Here is a 16,861-nt window from a genome sequence, read left to right as displayed (position 1 = left end):
GGTCGAGGAGCGCACATGCTCGACGAGACCGAGAACAACCAGAACACGCAGGGAACCGCCGGGGAGGCGGAAGCCGCGGAGCAGGCGGGGGCCACCTCCGCCGACACCGCGCCGAGCACCGCCAAGAGGGCGGCCGCGAAGAAGACCGCCGCCAAGAAGGCGGCGCCCGCGAAGAAGGCCACCGCGCGCCGCAGCCCCGCCAAGAAGGCCGCCGCGGCTGAGCCGGTCGCCTCCGGGGACGCCCCCGCCGAGGCGCCCGCCGCCGAAGAGGCGCCGGCCCCGGCGAAGAAGGCTCCCGCCAAGCGGGCCCCGCGCAAGAGCGCCGCCAAGAAGGCCGCCACCCCCGCGCAGGACCAGCCCGCCGACGCGGCTGACGCGTCCGCCCCGGCCCGCGAGGAGGCGGCCGGCTCGGCCACCCTCCCGCTCTTCCAGGCACCGGAGCCGGTCAAGGCCCCGGCCCGCCGGACCCGCAAGCGCACCGCCGCGCCCGTGGCCGCCGACGAGACGGCCCAGGTCGCGGAGGCGGCTCCCGCCCCCGCCGAGGTCCCTGCCCCCGCGCAGGAGGACCAGGCCGCCGGCGAGACCGCCCCCAAGGTCACCAGGACCACCAGGTCCGCCCGCAGCCGCAGCGGCCGCGCCGCCAAGAAGGCCGCCGCCCCGGTGGAGGCGCCCGAGGTGGAGGAGACCCCCGAGGAGGACGAGGAGGCAGCCGCCCTCGCCGCCGCGGAGGAAGCCGCCGAGGAGACCCCCGAGGCTGTCGAGGACGCGACCGACGAGTCGAGCGACGAGACCGGTGACGACGAGGACTCCGCCGACGGCACGCCGTCGCGGCGCCGCCGTCGGCGCGGGGGCCGACGCCGCCGCAAGGCGGGGGACTCCTCCGACGACAGCGGCGAGAGCGACGAGAACGGCGAGGACGCCCAGAAGTCCGAGACGAGCGACGACGACGCCGCCGGGGACGACGACTCCTCGGTCGCGGACGACGACAGCTCGTCGTCCGGCTCGCGTCGTCGCCGTCGCCGCCGCCGCAGTGGGGACGGCTCAGGCGAGGGGTCCGACGACCCGGACAACACCGTCACCCGGGTGCGCAAGACCCGCTCCGCCGAGGACCAGATCACCGCCGTCGCGGGATCCACCCGGCTGGAGGCCAAGAAGCAGCGCCGGCGTGAGGGCCGCGAGGCCGGCCGCCGCCGGGCACCGATCGTGAGCGAGGCCGAGTTCCTGGCCCGCCGCGAGGCGGTGGACCGGGTGATGGTGATCCGTCAGCGCAAGGACCTCACCCAGATCGCCGTCCTCGAGGACAAGGTGCTGGTCGAGCACTACGTGGCGCGCGAGTCGCAGACCTCGCTGATCGGCAACGTCTACCTCGGGCGGGTGCAGAACGTGCTGCCCTCGATGGAGGCGGCGTTCATCGACATCGGCAAGGGCCGCAACGCGGTGCTCTACGCCGGCGAGGTCAACTGGTCGGCCCTCGGCCACAAGGAGGGGCAGCCCCGCAAGATCGAGTCGGTGCTCTCCTCCGGGCAGAGCATCCTGGTGCAGGTCACCAAGGACCCGGTGGGCCACAAGGGCGCCCGGCTGACCAGCCAGGTGAGCCTCGCGGGCAGGTTCCTGGTCTACGTGCCGGACGGCACCACGAGCGGCATCTCCCGCAAGCTGCCCGACACCGAGCGCAACCGCCTCAAGGCGCTGCTCAAGGAGATCGTCCCGGACACCGCGGGCGTGATCGTGCGCACCGCCGCGGAGGGCGCGAGCGAGGAGGAGCTGACCCGCGACGTCGAGCGGCTCAAGGCGCGCTGGGAGGACATCGAGGCCAAGACCAAGGGCAACGCCCCGCAGCTCCTCTACGGAGAGCCGGACCTGACCCTCAAGGTGGTGCGCGACCTCTTCACCGAGGACTTCAAGAAGCTGGTCATCGAGGGCGACGACGCCTGGGACACGGTCCAGGGCTACGTCACCCACGTGGCGCCCGACCTCGAGGAGCGCCTGGAGCGCTACCAGCCGGGCGACAACGCCTCGGCCCAGCAGGGCGACGTCTTCTCGGCCTACCGGGTCGAGGAGCAGATCGCCAAGGGTCTGGACCGCAAGGTCTGGCTGCCCTCGGGTGGCTCCCTGGTGATCGACCGCACCGAGGCGATGACCGTGGTCGACGTCAACACCGGCAAGTTCACCGGCTCCGGTGGCAACCTGGAGGAGACGGTCACCAAGAACAACCTCGAGGCCGCGGAGGAGATCGTCCGCCAGCTCCGGCTGCGCGACATCGGCGGCATCATCGTCGTCGACTTCATCGACATGGTGCTCGAGTCCAACCGCGACCTCGTCGTCAGGCGCCTGGTGGAGTGCCTGGGCCGCGACCGCACCCGGCACCAGGTCGCCGAGGTCACCTCGCTCGGCCTCGTGCAGATGACGCGCAAGCGGATCGGCACCGGCCTGCTCGAGGCGTTCTCCACCGACTGTGAGCACTGCCAGGGTCGCGGCGTCGTCGTGCAGAGCACGCCGGTCGAGCCGAGGTCCTCCTCGGCGTCCGACGACGACGGCCGTCGCGGCGGCCGTCGCGGTCGCGGGGGTCGTGGCAAGGAGGCCGGCCAGGGCTCCGGCGGCTCGGAGAGGCCGGCTGCGCCCTCGCCGAAGGTGGTCGCCGCCATGGCCAAGCCGGAGAACGCCGACCTGGCCGAGCGCCCGTCGGCGGCACCCGCCCCTGCGGATGCCCCGGTCCAGCTCACTCCTGAGCCCACGCCCGAGCCTGAGCCGACGCCTGAGCCTGAGCCGACGCCTGAGCCTGAGCCGACGCCTGAGCCCGAGCCGACGCCTGAGCCGACGCCCGAGCCCGAGCCGACGCCCGAGCCCGAGCCGACGCCCGAGCCTGAGCCGACGCCCGAGCCCGAGCCGACCCCTGCGCCGACCACCACGGTGGTCACCAGGACCCGGCGCCGCGCGGCGTCGCGACCCGCCGGCCCCCCGGCCGGCGTGGAGGTCGCACCACAGAGTGCCCCCGCGCCCGAGGATCAGGACGACGATCCCGACGGTGCACCGGTCGGGCACGTCCCGATCAAGAAGAAGGGCGCGCGCAAGCGCTGACCCGACCGGAGGGGGGACGGACCGCGTTTTGCGCGCACGTCCCCCCATCCGTAGTATTGACCCTCGGTGTCCCAACACCTTCCCGCTGGTGTGCTTGCACGTCGTGGCCTTGACGGACACGAGCGTGGGCGGCGCGCGGCGGGTGCCCTGAGTCTTGAGTTTTGTTGATGGACTGTTCGAGTCCGACGAGGAGAGTGAGTCGCGGTGTACGCGATCGTGCGGAGTGGCAGCAAGCAGCAGAAGGTTGCTGTCGGCGATGTCATCGAGATCGACCAGGTCCTGACCACCCCCGGTGAGTCCGTGACCCTTCCCGTCGTGATGGTGGTGGACGGCGAGGCCGTCACCGCCACCGGCCTGGACAAGGCGTCGGTGACCGTCGAGGTCCTCGGCCGCACCAAGGGCCCGAAGATCATCATCCAGAAGTACAAGAACAAGACCGGCTACAAGAAGCGCCAGGGTCACCGCCAGAAGTACACCCAGGTCAAGGTCACCGACATCTCCGTCTGAGCGGCTTCCCGCCCTCGCGATCCACGAAGGACTGAACTCATGGCACACAAGAAGGGTGCGGCCTCGACCAAGAACGGTCGCGACTCCAACGCACAGCGGCTCGGCGTCAAGCGCTACGGCGGCCAGGTCGTCGGCGCCGGCGAGATCATCGTCCGCCAGCGCGGCACGCACTTCCACCCGGGCAGCGGCGTCGGCCGCGGCGGCGACGACACGCTGTTCGCGCTGGTCGCGGGTGCGGTCGAGTTCGGCACCCGGCGTGGCCGCAAGGTCGTCAACGTCGTCCCCGGCGAGTGACCTGACGCTTCACGCAGCACACACTTCCATCGAAGGGCGTCCCTAGACTTGGGGACGCCCTTCGTGTGTTCCACCCCAGCGAGGAGAGCTCCATGGCCGTACCCACCTTCGTCGACCGCGTGACGCTGCACGTCAGCGCCGGTCGCGGCGGAAACGGCGTGGCGTCCGTGCACCGCGAGAAGTTCAAGCCCCTCGGAGGGCCCGACGGGGGCAACGGCGGGCCCGGCGGCTCGGTCATCCTCCGCGTCGACCCCCAGGTCACCACCCTGATCGAGTACCACCACAGCCCCAAGCGTCGCGCCGAGAACGGCGGGCACGGGGCAGGGGACCACAAGAACGGCGGCCACGGCAGCGACCTGGTGCTCCCGGTGCCCGACGGCACCGTGGTCACCGATGCCGAGGGCAACGTGCTCGGCGACCTGATCGGCGCCGGCAGCGAGATGGTGGTGGCGACCGGCGGCCGGGGCGGTCTCGGCAACGCCTCGCTCGCCTCCTCCAAGCGCAAGGCCCCCGGCTTCGCGCTGCTCGGTGAGCCGGGCGACGAGCTCGAGATCCACCTCGAGCTCAAGGTCGTCGCGGACATCGGGCTGGTGGGCTACCCCAGCGCCGGCAAGTCCTCGCTGATCGCCGCGATCTCCCGGGCGCGGCCCAAGATCGCGGACTACCCCTTCACCACGCTGGTGCCCAACCTGGGCGTGGTCCGCGCGGGCGACACCACGTTCACCGTCGCCGACGTACCGGGGCTGATCGAGGGCGCCGCCGAAGGGCGTGGCCTCGGCCACGACTTCCTGCGCCACATCGAGCGCTGCGCGGCCCTGGTCCACGTCGTCGACACCGCCTCCATCGAGCCGGGCCGCAACCCGGTCGACGACCTCGAGGTGATGGAGTCCGAGCTCGCCCGCTACGGCGGGCTGGAGGACCGGCCGCGCCTGGTGGCGCTCAACAAGATCGACGTGCCCGACGGCGCCGAGATCGCCGAGATGGTCATCGACGACCTGCGCGAGCGCGGCATGCTGGTCTTCCCGATCTCGGCGGCCTCGGGTGCCGGGGTGCGCGAGCTGACCTTCGCGATGGCCGAGATCGTCTCCAGGAGCCGGACCGCGAAGCCCGAGGTCGAGCCGACCAGGATCGTCATCCGCCCCCCGGCGGTCGGTGGCGGCGGCGACTTCGAGATCACTCGGGACGGCGACGCCTGGCGGGTGCGCGGCACGAAGCCCGAGCGGTGGATCCGTCAGACCGACTTCAGCAACGACGAGGCGGTCGGCTTCCTGGCCGACCGGCTCAACCGGCTCGGCGTCGAGGACCAGCTGGTCAAGCGCGGGGCCCAGGCCGGCGACACGGTGCTCATCGGGCACCCGGACAACTCCGTGGTCTTCGACTTCAAGCCCGACATCGAGGCCGGCGCCGAGATGCTCGGGCGTCGCGGCGAGGACCAGCGGTTCGACGAGCAGCGGCCGGCACGCACCCGCCGCCGCGACATCGATGCGGCGATGGACGAGCGCGCGGAGAACGAGACCCGGGCCGACGTGGCCCGGCGGCTCGACAAGGGGGAGAGCTTCGGTCCCAGCTCCTACGAGATCGGCTCCCCGGAGGACCCGGACTGGTCCGAGGACGACCCCGGCGCATGAGCGACGGCGGCAGCCTGCGCCCGGCGGTCGTCGGCGCGGGCAGGATCGTGGTCAAGGTCGGGTCGTCGTCGCTGACCAGCGCGGCCGGCGGCATCGACCAGGGCCGGGTCGCCCAGCTCGCGGACGTGCTGGCCGCGGTGCGCGCGCGCGGTGCGGAGGTCGTGCTGGTCTCCTCCGGTGCGATCGCGGCCGGGCTCGCACCCCTCGGGCTGCGTCGCCGGCCCCGGGGCCTGCCCGCCCAGCAGGCGGCCGCCTCGGTCGGGCAGGGACTGCTCGCGCACCACTACCAGCAGGAGTTCGCGCGGCACGGGATCGTCACCGGCCAGGTCCTGCTCACCGTCGACGACGTGACCCGGCGGGCGCACTACCGCAACGCCTACCAGACCTTCGCCAAGCTCCTCGAGCTCCAGGCACTGCCGATCGTCAACGAGAACGACACCGTCGCCACCTCCGAGATCCGCTTCGGTGACAACGACCGGCTGGCCGCCCTGGTGGCCCACCTGGTCCACGCCGACCTGCTGGTGCTCCTCTCCGACGTCGACGGCCTCTACGACGGCCCGCCCGACCTCGCCGGGACCCGCCTGCTCAGCGACGTCCGCGGTGGCGCCGACCTCGACGGCGTACGGATCGGCAGCGCGGGCGCGGCGGGCGTGGGGACCGGCGGGATGGTGACCAAGGTCGAGGCCGCGCGGATCGCCACCGGTGCGGGCATCCCGGTGGTGCTCACCTCGGCCGACAACGCCGTCGCGGCGCTGGGCGGTCAGGCGGTCGGGACCCTCTTCCACGCCCGGGGGAGGCGTCGACCGACCCGGCTGCTGTGGCTCGCTCACGCCTCGGAGCCCCAGGGCAGGCTGGCCCTGGACGCCGGCGCCGTACGGGCGGTCGTGGAGCGCCGCGCCTCGCTGCTGGCCGCCGGGATCACCGGGGTCAGCGGCCGCTTCGTCGCCGGCGACCCCGTCGACCTGACCGATCCCGAGGGGCGTCCGGTCGCCCGGGGACTGGTCAACTTCGACTCCGCGGAGATCCCCGGCCTGCTCGGAAAGTCCACGCACCACCTCAAGCGCGAGCTGGGCGCCGGCTACGAGCGCGAGGTGGTGCACCGCGACGACCTGGTCCTCCTGGAGCCGCGTCTGGTCGGATCGCCCCCTCCGCCGGCGCCGAGGCAGTAGTTTCTGCCTCTGTGACCCTCCTGCTGCGGACCGGGGCCGGAGCGTGCCTGCTCGGGGGTGTGCTCCTCACCGGCCTGCGCCTCCTCCAACCCGACCAGGGCCTCCTGGTGAGGCTGGTCTCGTTCACGCCGTGGGCGGTCCTGGCCTACCTGCTGGCCCTGGGGCTGCTCGCGCTCGACCTGCGTCCGGGCGGCGGCCCGCGCCTGGCGTGGGCGGCCTGCGCGACCGCCGTGCTGGGTCTCGTGCTCCACCTGGGGTGGCTGGCTCCCCAGTTCCTGGGGGACGAGCCGGAGCCGGCGGCCGGCGCCCTCGGCCTGAAGGTGATGACGGTCAACATGCTCAACGGGGGCGCGGACCCCGAGGAGGTGGTGCGTCTGGCCGCCGAGGAGGACGTCGACCTGCTGGCGGTCCAGGAGGTCACCCCCTACGCGCTGCTGATGATGGAGGAGGCGGGGCTCAACGTGCAGCTCCCGTTCCACGCCGGCCAGGCGCGCTACGGGGTGGAGGGCACGATGCTCTACTCCCGGCACCCGGTGGTGGGGGAGCGGGAGGTCGGGACGAGGTGGACCTCGTTCCGGGCCCGCCTCGACGTGGAGGGTGAGCGGGTCACGGTGGTCGTCACCCACCCGGAGTCCCCGATGGGGGACGCCGGCGGGTGGCGCAGCGACCACCGCGTCCTGGCCGAGGAGGCGGCGGAGAGTCCGGTGGACCTCCTGCTCGGCGACCTCAACGCCACCCCGGACCACGAGGTCTTCGGTGACCTGCTGGACGCCGGACTCCGGGACGCGGCTCTCGTCGCCAACTCGGGGTGGCAGCCGACCTGGCCCTCGGCGGGGGAGGTCGGGCTCGGGCCGCTCTCACTGCCTCCGGTCGTCGCGATCGACCACGTGCTGGTCGGAGAGGGGTGGACCGCGACCCGCACCGGGACCCACCCGCTGCGCGGGTCCGACCACGCCGTTCTGGTCGCCGAGGTCGCCCGCGACTGAGTGCGCACCTCCGCGGCTGCGGCGACCCGGGGCGCCGTAGGCTGAGGGATGACATGAACACCGTTGCGTCGACCCCGTCGGTCTACCTCGACCACGCCGCCACCACTCCCATGCTTCCCGAAGCGGTGGAGGCGGTGGCGCGTCACCAGTCGACGGTGGGGAACGCCAGCTCGCTGCACGCCTCCGGGCGCCGAGCCCGCCGGGTGGTGGAGGAGAGCCGCGAGACGATCGCCCAGGCGCTCGGCTGCCGCCCCGGCGAGGTGGTCTTCACCTCCGGTGGCACCGAGTCGGACAACCTGGCGCTCAAGGGGATCCTGTGGTCCAGGCGCGCCGAGGATCCGCGTCGCACCCGGGTGCTGGCCACCGCGGTCGAGCACCACGCCGTCCTCGACCCGCTGCACTGGCTCGACGCGACGGGGGCCGCGGAGGTCGAGCTGGTGCCGGTGGACCCGGCCGGTCGGGTGGACGTGGACGCCTTCCGGGCCAGCGTCGAGCGCGACCCGGGCTCGGTCGCCCTGGTGTCGGTCATGTGGGCCAACAACGAGGTCGGCACGCTCCAGCCGCTCGACGAGGTGGCGCGGATCGCCGGCGAGCACGGCATTCCGGTGCACACCGACGCGGTCCAGGCGGTGGGGGCGGTCCCCGTCGACTTCGCCGCGAGCGGCGTCGACGCCCTGACCTTCACCGGCCACAAGCTGGGCGGGCCCTACGGGGTGGGCGCCCTCGTCGTCAGACGGGAGGTGAGCGTGACCGCGCTGCTCCACGGCGGCGGTCAGGAGCGGGACATCCGCAGCGGCACCCTCAACCCGCCGGGCATCGCGGGGCTCGCGGCCGCCGTCGAGATCGCGGTCAAGGCGCAGGCCGAGCACGCCGCCCGGGTCACCGCGCTCCGGGACGACCTGGTGCGCCGGGTGATCGAGGTCGTCCCCGACGCGCACCTGCACGGCGACCCGCAGGCCAGGCTGCCCGGCAACGCCCACCTCGGGTTCCCCGGGTGCGAGGGCGACTCCCTGCTGATGCTCCTCGACGCCCAGGGCATCGAGTGCTCCACGGGGTCGGCGTGCTCCGCGGGTGTCCCGCAGCCCTCCCACGTGCTGCTCGCCATGGGGTGCGACCCCGCGCAGGCGCGCCACTCCCTGCGCTTCTCGCTGGGGCGCACCAGCACCCCGGCCGACGTCGACGCCCTGGTCGCGGCCATCGGGCCGGCGGTCGAGCGGGCCCGGGCCGCCCACGGGGGGACCAGGTGAAGGTGCTGGCGGCGATGTCCGGCGGGGTCGACTCCGCCGTGGCCGCCGCGCGCGCCGTCGAGGCGGGCCACGAGGTCACCGGAGTGCACCTCGCGCTCTCCCGCAACCCCGCGTCGTACCGCTCCGGGGCCCGGGGCTGCTGCACCATCGAGGACAGCAACGACGCCCGGCGTGCCGCCGACGTGATCGGCATCCCGTTCTACGTCTGGGACCTCTCCGACCGCTTCCACGACGACGTCGTGGAGGACTTCATGGACGAGTACGCCGCCGGGCGCACGCCCAACCCGTGCCTGCGGTGCAACGAGAAGATCAAGTTCGCCGCCGTGCTCGACCGGGCCCTGGCGCTCGGCTTCGACGCCGTGGCCACCGGGCACTACGCGCAGCTGCGGACCGGTCCCGACGGACTGGTCGAGATGCACCGGGCCGTGGACCACGGCAAGGACCAGTCCTACGTGCTGGGGGTGCTGACCCAGGAGCAGCTGCGGCACGCGATGTTCCCGCTGGGCGACTCCACCAAGCCCGACGTGCGGGCCGAGGCCGCCCGACGTGGCCTGCTCGTCGCCCAGAAGCCCGACAGCCACGACATCTGCTTCGTCGCCGACGGGGACAACGCCGGCTGGCTGCGCGAGAAGCTCGGCGACCGGGCCCCCAACCACGGTGGCGAGATCCTCGACGAGCAGACCGGCGAGGTGCTGGGCACCCACGAGGGCACGTACGGCTTCACCATCGGTCAGCGCAAGGGGCTGCGGCTCGGCCGCCCCGCCCCGGACGGCAAGCCCCGCTTCGTGCTCGACATCGAGCCCGTCAGCGGCACGATCACGGTCGGTCCGCGCGAGCGCCTCGCCGTGGGGCACATCGACGCCTTCCGGCCCCGCTGGTGCGGCACCGTGCCGGGGCGGCTCGAGGGCACGGTGCAGCTGCGCGCCCACGGCCAGGAGCACCGCGCGGTGGTGCAGACCGACGGCGACACCGTGCACATCGAGCTGCTGGAGCCGGCCGAGGGGATCGCCCCGGGGCAGGCCGCGGTGATCTACGACGGCTCCCGGGTCGTCGGCTCCGCGACCATCACCGCGACCGAGCGGGTGACCGCGTGACGCTCGCGACCGGGATCGGGTCGATGCCCGGCCCGGGGGAGCAGCCGGACGCGCACGCGTACGCGGAGGCGGTGCGGGCCGTGCTGGGCGAGCTCGGCGAAGCCCCCGGCCTCCCGCACGTGCCGGAGCTGCCCGGGCGTGGTCCCGCGGCCACCATGACCGGCCGGACCCTGGCCGTGGTCACCGGCCTCGCCGCCGACCTGCAGCCCGCCGGCTGGCGGATGACCGACGCCCCGGGTGTCGACCAGCGTCGCGCGCGCTCGCTGCTGGCCCAGGACCTCGACCAGGTGGAGGAGCAGGCGCAGGGCTGGACGGGCGCCTTCAAGACCCAGGTGGCCGGTCCGTGGACCCTGGCCGCCACCGTGGAGAAGCCGCGGGGCGACAAGGTGCTCTCCGACCACGGCGCTCGGCGCGACCTCGCGCAGGCGCTCGCGGAGGGGGTCCGGGACCACGTCGCCGACCTGCGGCGCCGGCTGCCCGGGGTGGAGCGGCTGGTCGTCCAGGTCGACGAGCCCGCGCTCGCCGCGGTGCTGGCCGGCCGGGTGCCGACCGCCAGCGGCTTCGGCCGCCACCGCGTCGTCCATCCCCCCGAGGCCTCCGCCTCGCTGGAGTGGGTGCTCGCCGCGATCACCGACTCCGGTGCCGAGCCCTGGGTGCACGCCTGCGCCGCCGGGACCCCGCTGGGCCTGCTGCGCGGCGCCGGTGCGCGCGGACTCGCGGTGGACCTGGGCCAGCTCGGCGCCGAGGACCACGACGAGCTCGGCCAGGCGCTGGAGGCGGGCGAGACGGTCGTCGTCGGCGTGCTGCCCACCCTCGAGCCGGCCGAGCGACCCGACGACGCCCGCCTCGCCGAGCGGGTGCTGCGCTGGCTCGACATGCTGGGCTTCGACCCCGAGGAGGTGGGCTCCCAGCTGGTGATCAGCCCCGGGTGCGGCCTCGCGGGCGCCTCCCCGGACTGGGCCAGGCAGGCCCTCACCCTCGCCCGCACCACCGCGCGCGCCCTCTCCTGAGGCGGAGCCCGCGACTGTGGGTGCCGCAGGGCAAGATGAGGTCATGAGCACGCCCGAGGTCACTCCCGCGCCGCCCGAGGCCCGCGAACGCCACCAGGAGCTGTCGGAGCAGGTCGAGGAGGCACGCTGGCGCTACTACGTGCTCGACTCACCGACGCTCGACGACGCCGACTTCGACCGGCGGATGCGCGAGCTCGAGGAGCTCGAGGAGGCACACCCCGAGCTGCGGACCCCGGACTCCCCGACCCAGAAGGTCGGGGGTGCGGTCTCCACCGAGTTCACCCCGGTCGACCACCTCCAGCCGATGGAGTCGCTGGACAACGCGTTCTCCTTCGAGGAGCTCGACGCCTGGCACGCCCGCCTGGCCCGCGACGGGATCACCGGCGCCGACCTGCTCTGCGAGCTCAAGGTCGACGGCCTCGCCATCAACCTCCTCTACGAGCAGGGGAGGCTGGTGCGGGCGCTGACCCGGGGTGACGGGCGCACCGGGGAGGACGTGACGCCCAACGTGCGCACCATCGACTCGGTGCCGCACCGACTGACCGCGAGCGACGAGTTCCCGGTGCCGGCGCGGGTGGAGGTCCGTGGTGAGGTCTTCCTCCCGATCGAGGCCTTCGAGCGGCTCAACGCGACGATGGCGGACGCCGGGAAGCCTCCCTTCGCCAACCCGCGCAACGCCGCCGCGGGGTCGCTGCGCCAGAAGGACCCGCGGGTCACCGCCACCCGGGCGCTGGGGATGGTCTGCCACGGCATCGGCGCCCGCGAGGGGTTCGAGCCCACCGCCCAGTCCACCGCGTACGCCGCGCTGGCCGCGTGGGGCCTGCCCACCAGCGACCGGGTCCGGGTGGTGCCCGACCTGGCGGGGGTGCGCGAGTTCGTGGAGCACTACCGCGAGCACCGGCACGACGTGGAGCACGAGATCGACGGGGTGGTGGTCAAGGTCGACTCGGTCGCCCTCCAGCGCCGGCTCGGCTCGACCAGCCGTGCCCCTCGGTGGGCCATCGCCTTCAAGTACCCGCCGGAGGAGGTCAACGCCCGGCTCCTCGCGATCGAGGTCAACGTCGGTCGCACCGGACGGGTGACTCCCTTCGGGGTGATGGAGCCGACCCGGGTGGCCGGCTCGACGGTGGAGCGGGCGACCCTGCACAACGCCCACGAGGTCCGCCGCAAGGACGTCCGCCCGGGCGACACGGTGATCCTGCGCAAGGCGGGCGACGTGATCCCGGAGATCCTCGGCCCGGTGCTGCCGCTGCGTCCCGAAGGACTGGCCGAGTGGGTGATGCCCACCCACTGCCCCTCGTGCGGCACCGAGCTGGCCCAGCAGAAGGAGGGCGACAAGGACCTGCGCTGCCCCAACCACGAGGCGTGCCCCGCCCAGGTGCGCGAGCGGGTCTTCCACGTCGCCGGCCGCGGCGCGTTCGACATCGAGGGCCTCGGCTACGAGGCGGCCGACGCGCTGCTCGCCGCCGAGGTGATCGCCAACGAGGGCGACGTCTTCGACCTCGACGAGTCGGGGCTGCTGCGCACCGAGCTCTTCACCCGGGCCGCGAAGAAGGCGGAGCTGGAGGCGGGCAGCGGGCAGCGGGTGCTCAGCGCCAACGGCCGCCGGCTGCTCGACAACCTCGACAAGGCCAAGCAGGTGCCTCTCTGGCGGGTCCTGGTGGCGCTCTCGATCCGGCACGTGGGCCCCACCGCCGCCCGTGCCCTGGCCACCCGGTTCGGGTCGATGGAGGCGATCCGCGAGGCCGACGAGCAGCAGCTCGCGGACACCGAGGGGGTCGGTCCCACCATCGCCGCCTCGGTGCGCGAGTGGTTCGACGGCGAGCAGTCGGGCTGGCACCGCGCCATCGTGGACACCTGGGCCCGCGCCGGCGTCACCATGGAGGACGCGCGGGACGAGTCGGTGCCGCGGACCCTGGAGGGGCTCACCGTCGTGGTCACCGGCTCGCTCGAGGGCTGGACCCGAGACTCGGTCAAGGAGGCGATCATCACCCGGGGCGGCAAGGCGTCGGGATCGGTGTCGAAGAAGACCGACTTCGTGGTGGTGGGGGAGAACGCCGGCTCCAAGGCCGACAAGGCCGAGCAGCTCGGGCTCACCATCCTCGACGAGGCCGGGTTCGAACGGCTCCTGGCCGAGGGCCCACCCGGCGACTGAGGGGCGGCTCGGCCCGCCCCGCGGCGGGGGCCACCGGCGGGCGGCGGCGTACGGACGCATGGGGGAGAGACCCTAAGATGGGCGGCTGATCCCCCGCACGCCTGGCAAAGGATGCTGATGCCCGAAATCACCCGCGACGAGGTCGCGCACCTGGCCGACCTGGCCCGGATCGACCTCTCCGACGCCGAGCTCGACCACCTGGCGCCCCAGCTGAGCGTCATCCTGGACTCGGTCGCCTCGATCAGCGAGGTGGCCGACGCCGATGTGCCGCCGACCTCGCACGCGCTCCCGCTGACCAACGTCTTCCGCGAGGACGTCGTCGTCCCCGGGCTCACCGCCGAGCAGGCGCTCGCGGGGGCCCCGGAGTCGGAGCAGCAGCGGTTCTCCGTGCCGAGGATCCTGGGGGACGAGCAGTGAGCGGCGAGCGGACCGACTGGACCCGGCGCACGGCGGCCGAGATGGCCGATGCGCTGGCCGCCGGCGAGGTGACCAGCGTCGAGCTCACCCAGGCGCACCTCGACCGGATCGCCGAGGTCGACGGCCCCGCCGACGGCAGCGACAAGCAGGGCGTGCACGCGTTCCTCCACGTCGACGCCGAGGGGGCCCTGGCCCAGGCCCGCGCCTCCGACGAGCGTCGCGCCGCCGGCGAGCCGCGCGGCGTCCTGGACGGCGTCCCGATCGCGGTCAAGGACGTGCTGACCACCGCCGGACTGCCCACCACCTGCGGGTCGAAGATCCTCGAGGGCTGGGTGCCGCCCTACGACGCCACCGTGGTGCGCAAGCTGCGCGAGGCCGGCCTGCCGATCCTCGGCAAGACCAACATGGACGAGTTCGCCATGGGCTCCTCCACCGAGCACTCCGCCTACGGCCCGACCCGCAACCCGTGGGACCTCGACCGGATCCCCGGCGGCTCCGGTGGCGGCTCCGCCGCCGCGGTGGCCGCCTTCGAGGCCCCTCTGGCTCTGGGCACCGACACCGGTGGCTCGATCCGGCAGCCCGGTGCGGTCACCGGGACGGTCGGCGTCAAGCCGACCTACGGCGGGGTCTCCCGCTACGGGCTGGTGGCGCTCGCCAACTCGCTGGACCAGGTCGGCCCCGTCACCCGGACGGTGCTCGACTCGGCGCTCCTGCACGAGGTGATCGCCGGCCACGACCCGCTGGACAGCACCTCGATCCCCGAGTCGATGCCTTCGTTCGTCGAGGCCGCCCGGGCAGGCGCCGGCAAGGACCTGACCGGGCTCAAGGTCGGCGTCATCAGCGAGCTGCGCGGCGAGGGCTGGCAGCCCGGTGTGATGGCGCGCTTCGACGAGACGGTCGAGACGATGGTCGCGGCCGGTGCCGAGGTCGTGGAGGTCTCCTGCCCGCACTTCGTGCACGCGCTGGCGGCCTACTACCTGATCCTGCCGGCCGAGGCGTCGAGCAACCTCGCGAAGTTCGACGCGATGCGCTACGGCCTGCGCGTGCTGCCCGAGGGCGTCGAGGCGCCCAGCGCCGAGGACGTCATGCGGGCCACCCGCGACGCCGGCTTCGGCGACGAGGTCAAGCGCCGCATCATCCTGGGCACCTACGCCCTCTCCAGCGGCTACTACGACGCCTACTACGGGCAGGCGCAGAAGGTGCGGACGCTGATCAGCCGCGACTTCGAGGCTGCCTTCGAGAAGGTCGACGTGCTGATCAGCCCGACGGCGCCCACCACGGCGTTCAAGCTCGGGGAGAAGCTGGACGACCCGCTCGCGATGTACCTCAACGACCTCGCCACGATCCCGGCGAACCTGGCCGGCACGCCCGGCATCTCGGTGCCGTGCGGTCTCGCCGACGAGGACGGCCTCCCGGTGGGGCTCCAGGTCCTGGCGCCGGCGCTGGGCGACGACCGGCTCTACCGGGTCGGGGCCGCGGTCGAGGCCCTGCTGCAGGAGAAGTGGGGTGGTGCGGTCCTCGACCGTGCGCCCGAGCTGAAGGGAGCCCGTCAGTGAGCACCAGGACCGCCGAGCTGCTCTCCTTCGAGGAGACGCTGGAGAAGTACGACCCCGCGCTGGGCCTCGAGGTCCACGTCGAGCTCAGCACGCTGACCAAGATGTTCTGCGGCTGCCCCACCGAGTTCGGCGCGGAGCCCAACACGCAGGTCTGCCCGACCTGCCTGGGTCTGCCCGGCGCGATGCCGGTCGTCAACCGGAAGGCCGTCGAGGGCGCCATCAGGATCGGTCTGGCGCTCAACTGCCAGATCGCCGAGTGGTGCCGGTTCGCGCGGAAGAACTACTTCTACCCGGACATGCCGAAGAACTTCCAGACCTCGCAGTACGACGAGCCGATCGCCTTCGACGGCTGGATGGACGTCCAGGTCGAGGGCGAGGACGGCGAGCCGGAGACCTTCCGGGTCGAGATCGAGCGGGCCCACATGGAGGAGGACACCGGCAAGACGCTCCACGTGGGTGGCGCCACCGGCCGCATCCACGGCGCGGACTACTCCCTCGTCGACTACAACCGGGCCGGCATCCCCCTGATCGAGATCGTCACCCGCCCCATCCAGGGTGCGGGGGAGAGGGCCCCCGAGATCGCCAAGGCCTACGTCGCCCAGCTGCGCGAGCTGATCGTCGCCCTCGACGTCTCGGACGCGCGGATGGACCAGGGCTCGATCCGTGCCGACGTCAACCTCTCGCTGGCGCCGAAGGGCTCCGGCGTGCTCGGCACCCGCACCGAGACCAAGAACGTCAACTCGCTGCGCTCGGTGGAGCGGGCGGTCCGCTACGAGATGCGGCGGCACGCCGCCGTCCTGCAGTCGGGCGCGTCGATCCTGCAGGAGACCCGTCACTGGCACGAGGACACCGGGATCACGACCAGCGGCCGGGAGAAGTCCGACGCGGAGGACTACCGCTACTTCCCCGAGCCCGACCTGGTGCCGGTGGCTCCGTCGCGCGAGTGGGTGGAGGAGCTGCGCGGCACCCTGCCGGAGAACCCGACGCAGAAGCGGGCCCGGCTGCAGGCCGACTGGGGCTTCTCCGACCTGGAGATGCGCGACACCGTCGGCGCCGGCGCGCTGCTCCTGATCGAGCAGACCGTCGCCGCCGGCACCGCCCCGCAGGCGGCGCGCAAGTGGTGGCTCGGTGAGATGGCCCGGCGGGCCAACGAGACCGGCACCGAGATCGACGCGCTGGGGGTGACCCCGCAGCAGGTCGCGGCGGTGCAGGCGCTCGTGGACGCCGGCACGCTCAACGACAAGCTGGCGCGCCAGGTCTTCGACGGACTGCTGGCCGGGGAGGGGACGCCGGAGCAGATCGTGGAGGCCCGCGGCCTCGCGATCGTCTCCGACGAGGGTGCCTTGTCGGCCGCCGTCGACAGTGCCATCGCGGCCAACCCCGACGTGGCCGACAAGATCCGCGACGGCAAGGTGGCCGCCGCCGGTGCGCTGATCGGCGCGGTGATGAAGGAGATGCGCGGGCAGGCCGACGCCGGTCGGGTGCGCGAGCTGATCCTCGAGAAGCTGGCCTGATCCCGGCCCCGGACCCCTTCGGCGGGGGCCGGGAGGTGGGGTTAGAGTGGGTGCGTCGCGGCGTCCGTCGCGACGCACCCACGCTCACAGCTGGGGGAAGCCGGTCCAAGTCCGGCGCTGACCCGCAACCGTAGGCACGGTCCCGACCGTGCGAGCCGGAACACCCACTGTGCTGCGTCCGAACATTCGCTGTCGAGGAACGCAGC

Annotated in this window: 13 protein-coding genes and 1 riboswitch; all 13 genes read left to right on the top strand. The window is 73.4% G+C overall.

The annotated features are described in order from the left end of the window. Positions 1-15: 15 nt before the first annotated feature. The 13 genes from AC3X7R_RS17420 (at position 16) to gatB (ending at position 16,655) form a co-directional block, all read left to right on the top strand. Positions 16-3,078 carry an Rne/Rng family ribonuclease gene (locus tag AC3X7R_RS17420; protein ID WP_489966942.1) on the top strand — a complete coding sequence of 1,021 codons (3,063 nt, stop codon included), beginning with the start codon at positions 16-18 and terminating at the stop codon, positions 3,076-3,078. Positions 3,079-3,282: 204 nt separating this feature from the next. Continuing rightward, positions 3,283-3,585 (top strand): 50S ribosomal protein L21, encoded by a 303-nt coding sequence (rplU, locus tag AC3X7R_RS17415; RefSeq protein ID WP_489966941.1) that lies wholly within the window; start codon positions 3,283-3,285, stop codon positions 3,583-3,585. Positions 3,586-3,624: 39 nt separating this feature from the next. Next, a complete protein-coding gene (rpmA, locus tag AC3X7R_RS17410; protein ID WP_110181809.1) occupies positions 3,625-3,879 on the top strand; it encodes a 50S ribosomal protein L27 in 255 nt (84 codons plus the stop codon). 92 nt (positions 3,880-3,971) lie between these two features. After that, positions 3,972-5,507, top strand: coding sequence for a GTPase ObgE (gene obgE / locus AC3X7R_RS17405; RefSeq protein WP_489966940.1), 1,536 nt, complete (start codon positions 3,972-3,974; stop codon positions 5,505-5,507). Beyond that, a complete protein-coding gene (gene proB, locus AC3X7R_RS17400) occupies positions 5,504-6,676 on the top strand; it encodes a glutamate 5-kinase (protein WP_489966939.1) in 1,173 nt (390 codons plus the stop codon). The genes obgE and proB overlap by 4 nt, the downstream gene beginning before the upstream one ends. 11 nt (positions 6,677-6,687) lie before the next feature. Further along, positions 6,688-7,662, top strand: a complete 975-nt coding sequence (locus AC3X7R_RS17395) for an endonuclease/exonuclease/phosphatase family protein (RefSeq protein WP_489966938.1) — start codon at positions 6,688-6,690, stop codon at positions 7,660-7,662. 53 nt (positions 7,663-7,715) lie between these two features. Continuing rightward, positions 7,716-8,909 carry a cysteine desulfurase family protein gene (locus AC3X7R_RS17390; protein WP_489966937.1) on the top strand — a complete coding sequence of 398 codons (1,194 nt, stop codon included), beginning with the start codon at positions 7,716-7,718 and terminating at the stop codon, positions 8,907-8,909. Further along, on the top strand, positions 8,906-10,003 hold the full coding sequence (mnmA, locus tag AC3X7R_RS17385) for a tRNA 2-thiouridine(34) synthase MnmA (RefSeq protein WP_489966936.1): 1,098 nt from the start codon (positions 8,906-8,908) through the stop codon (positions 10,001-10,003). The genes AC3X7R_RS17390 and mnmA overlap by 4 nt, the downstream gene beginning before the upstream one ends. After that, positions 10,000-11,013, top strand: coding sequence for a uroporphyrinogen decarboxylase/cobalamine-independent methonine synthase family protein (locus AC3X7R_RS17380; RefSeq protein WP_489966935.1), 1,014 nt, complete (start codon positions 10,000-10,002; stop codon positions 11,011-11,013). The genes mnmA and AC3X7R_RS17380 overlap by 4 nt, the downstream gene beginning before the upstream one ends. Positions 11,014-11,056: 43 nt before the next feature. Beyond that, positions 11,057-13,168 carry an NAD-dependent DNA ligase LigA gene (gene ligA, locus AC3X7R_RS17375; RefSeq protein WP_489966934.1) on the top strand — a complete coding sequence of 704 codons (2,112 nt, stop codon included), beginning with the start codon at positions 11,057-11,059 and terminating at the stop codon, positions 13,166-13,168. 117 nt (positions 13,169-13,285) lie between these two features. Then, on the top strand, positions 13,286-13,585 hold the full coding sequence (gatC, locus tag AC3X7R_RS17370; protein WP_489966933.1) for an Asp-tRNA(Asn)/Glu-tRNA(Gln) amidotransferase subunit GatC: 300 nt from the start codon (positions 13,286-13,288) through the stop codon (positions 13,583-13,585). 41 nt (positions 13,586-13,626) lie between these two features. Then, the gene (gene gatA, locus AC3X7R_RS17365) at positions 13,627-15,141 is read left to right on the top strand and encodes an Asp-tRNA(Asn)/Glu-tRNA(Gln) amidotransferase subunit GatA (protein ID WP_489967096.1); all 1,515 of its coding nucleotides are present in this window, start codon (positions 13,627-13,629) and stop codon (positions 15,139-15,141) included. After that, positions 15,138-16,655: an Asp-tRNA(Asn)/Glu-tRNA(Gln) amidotransferase subunit GatB gene (gatB, locus tag AC3X7R_RS17360; RefSeq protein WP_489966932.1), complete on the top strand. Its 1,518-nt coding sequence runs from the start codon at positions 15,138-15,140 to the stop codon at positions 16,653-16,655. The genes gatA and gatB overlap by 4 nt, the downstream gene beginning before the upstream one ends. A gap of 41 nt (positions 16,656-16,696) precedes the next feature. Beyond that, a riboswitch (cobalamin riboswitch) is annotated at positions 16,697-16,841 on the top strand. The last annotated feature ends 20 nt before the right edge of the window (positions 16,842-16,861 follow it).

The organism is Nocardioides sp. Z22_16, from assembly GCF_058134365.1.
Note: the sequence above shows the minus strand (reverse complement) of the source record. Positions and strands in the feature narration are given on the sequence as shown.

Excerpts from the sequence above, each read along its gene's own strand:
- AC3X7R_RS17420 (WP_489966942.1), top strand. The coding sequence starts at position 16 with ATGCTCGACGAGACCGAGAACAACCAGAACACGCAGGGAACCGCCGGG.
- rpmA (WP_110181809.1), top strand. The coding sequence starts at position 3,625 with ATGGCACACAAGAAGGGTGCGGCCTCGACCAAGAACGGTCGCGACTCC.
- obgE (WP_489966940.1), top strand. The coding sequence starts at position 3,972 with ATGGCCGTACCCACCTTCGTCGACCGCGTGACGCTGCACGTCAGCGCC.
- proB (WP_489966939.1), top strand. The coding sequence starts at position 5,504 with ATGAGCGACGGCGGCAGCCTGCGCCCGGCGGTCGTCGGCGCGGGCAGG.
- AC3X7R_RS17390 (WP_489966937.1), top strand. The coding sequence starts at position 7,716 with ATGAACACCGTTGCGTCGACCCCGTCGGTCTACCTCGACCACGCCGCC.
- ligA (WP_489966934.1), top strand. The coding sequence starts at position 11,057 with ATGAGCACGCCCGAGGTCACTCCCGCGCCGCCCGAGGCCCGCGAACGC.
- gatC (WP_489966933.1), top strand. The coding sequence starts at position 13,286 with ATGCCCGAAATCACCCGCGACGAGGTCGCGCACCTGGCCGACCTGGCC.
- gatA (WP_489967096.1), top strand. The coding sequence starts at position 13,627 with ATGGCCGATGCGCTGGCCGCCGGCGAGGTGACCAGCGTCGAGCTCACC.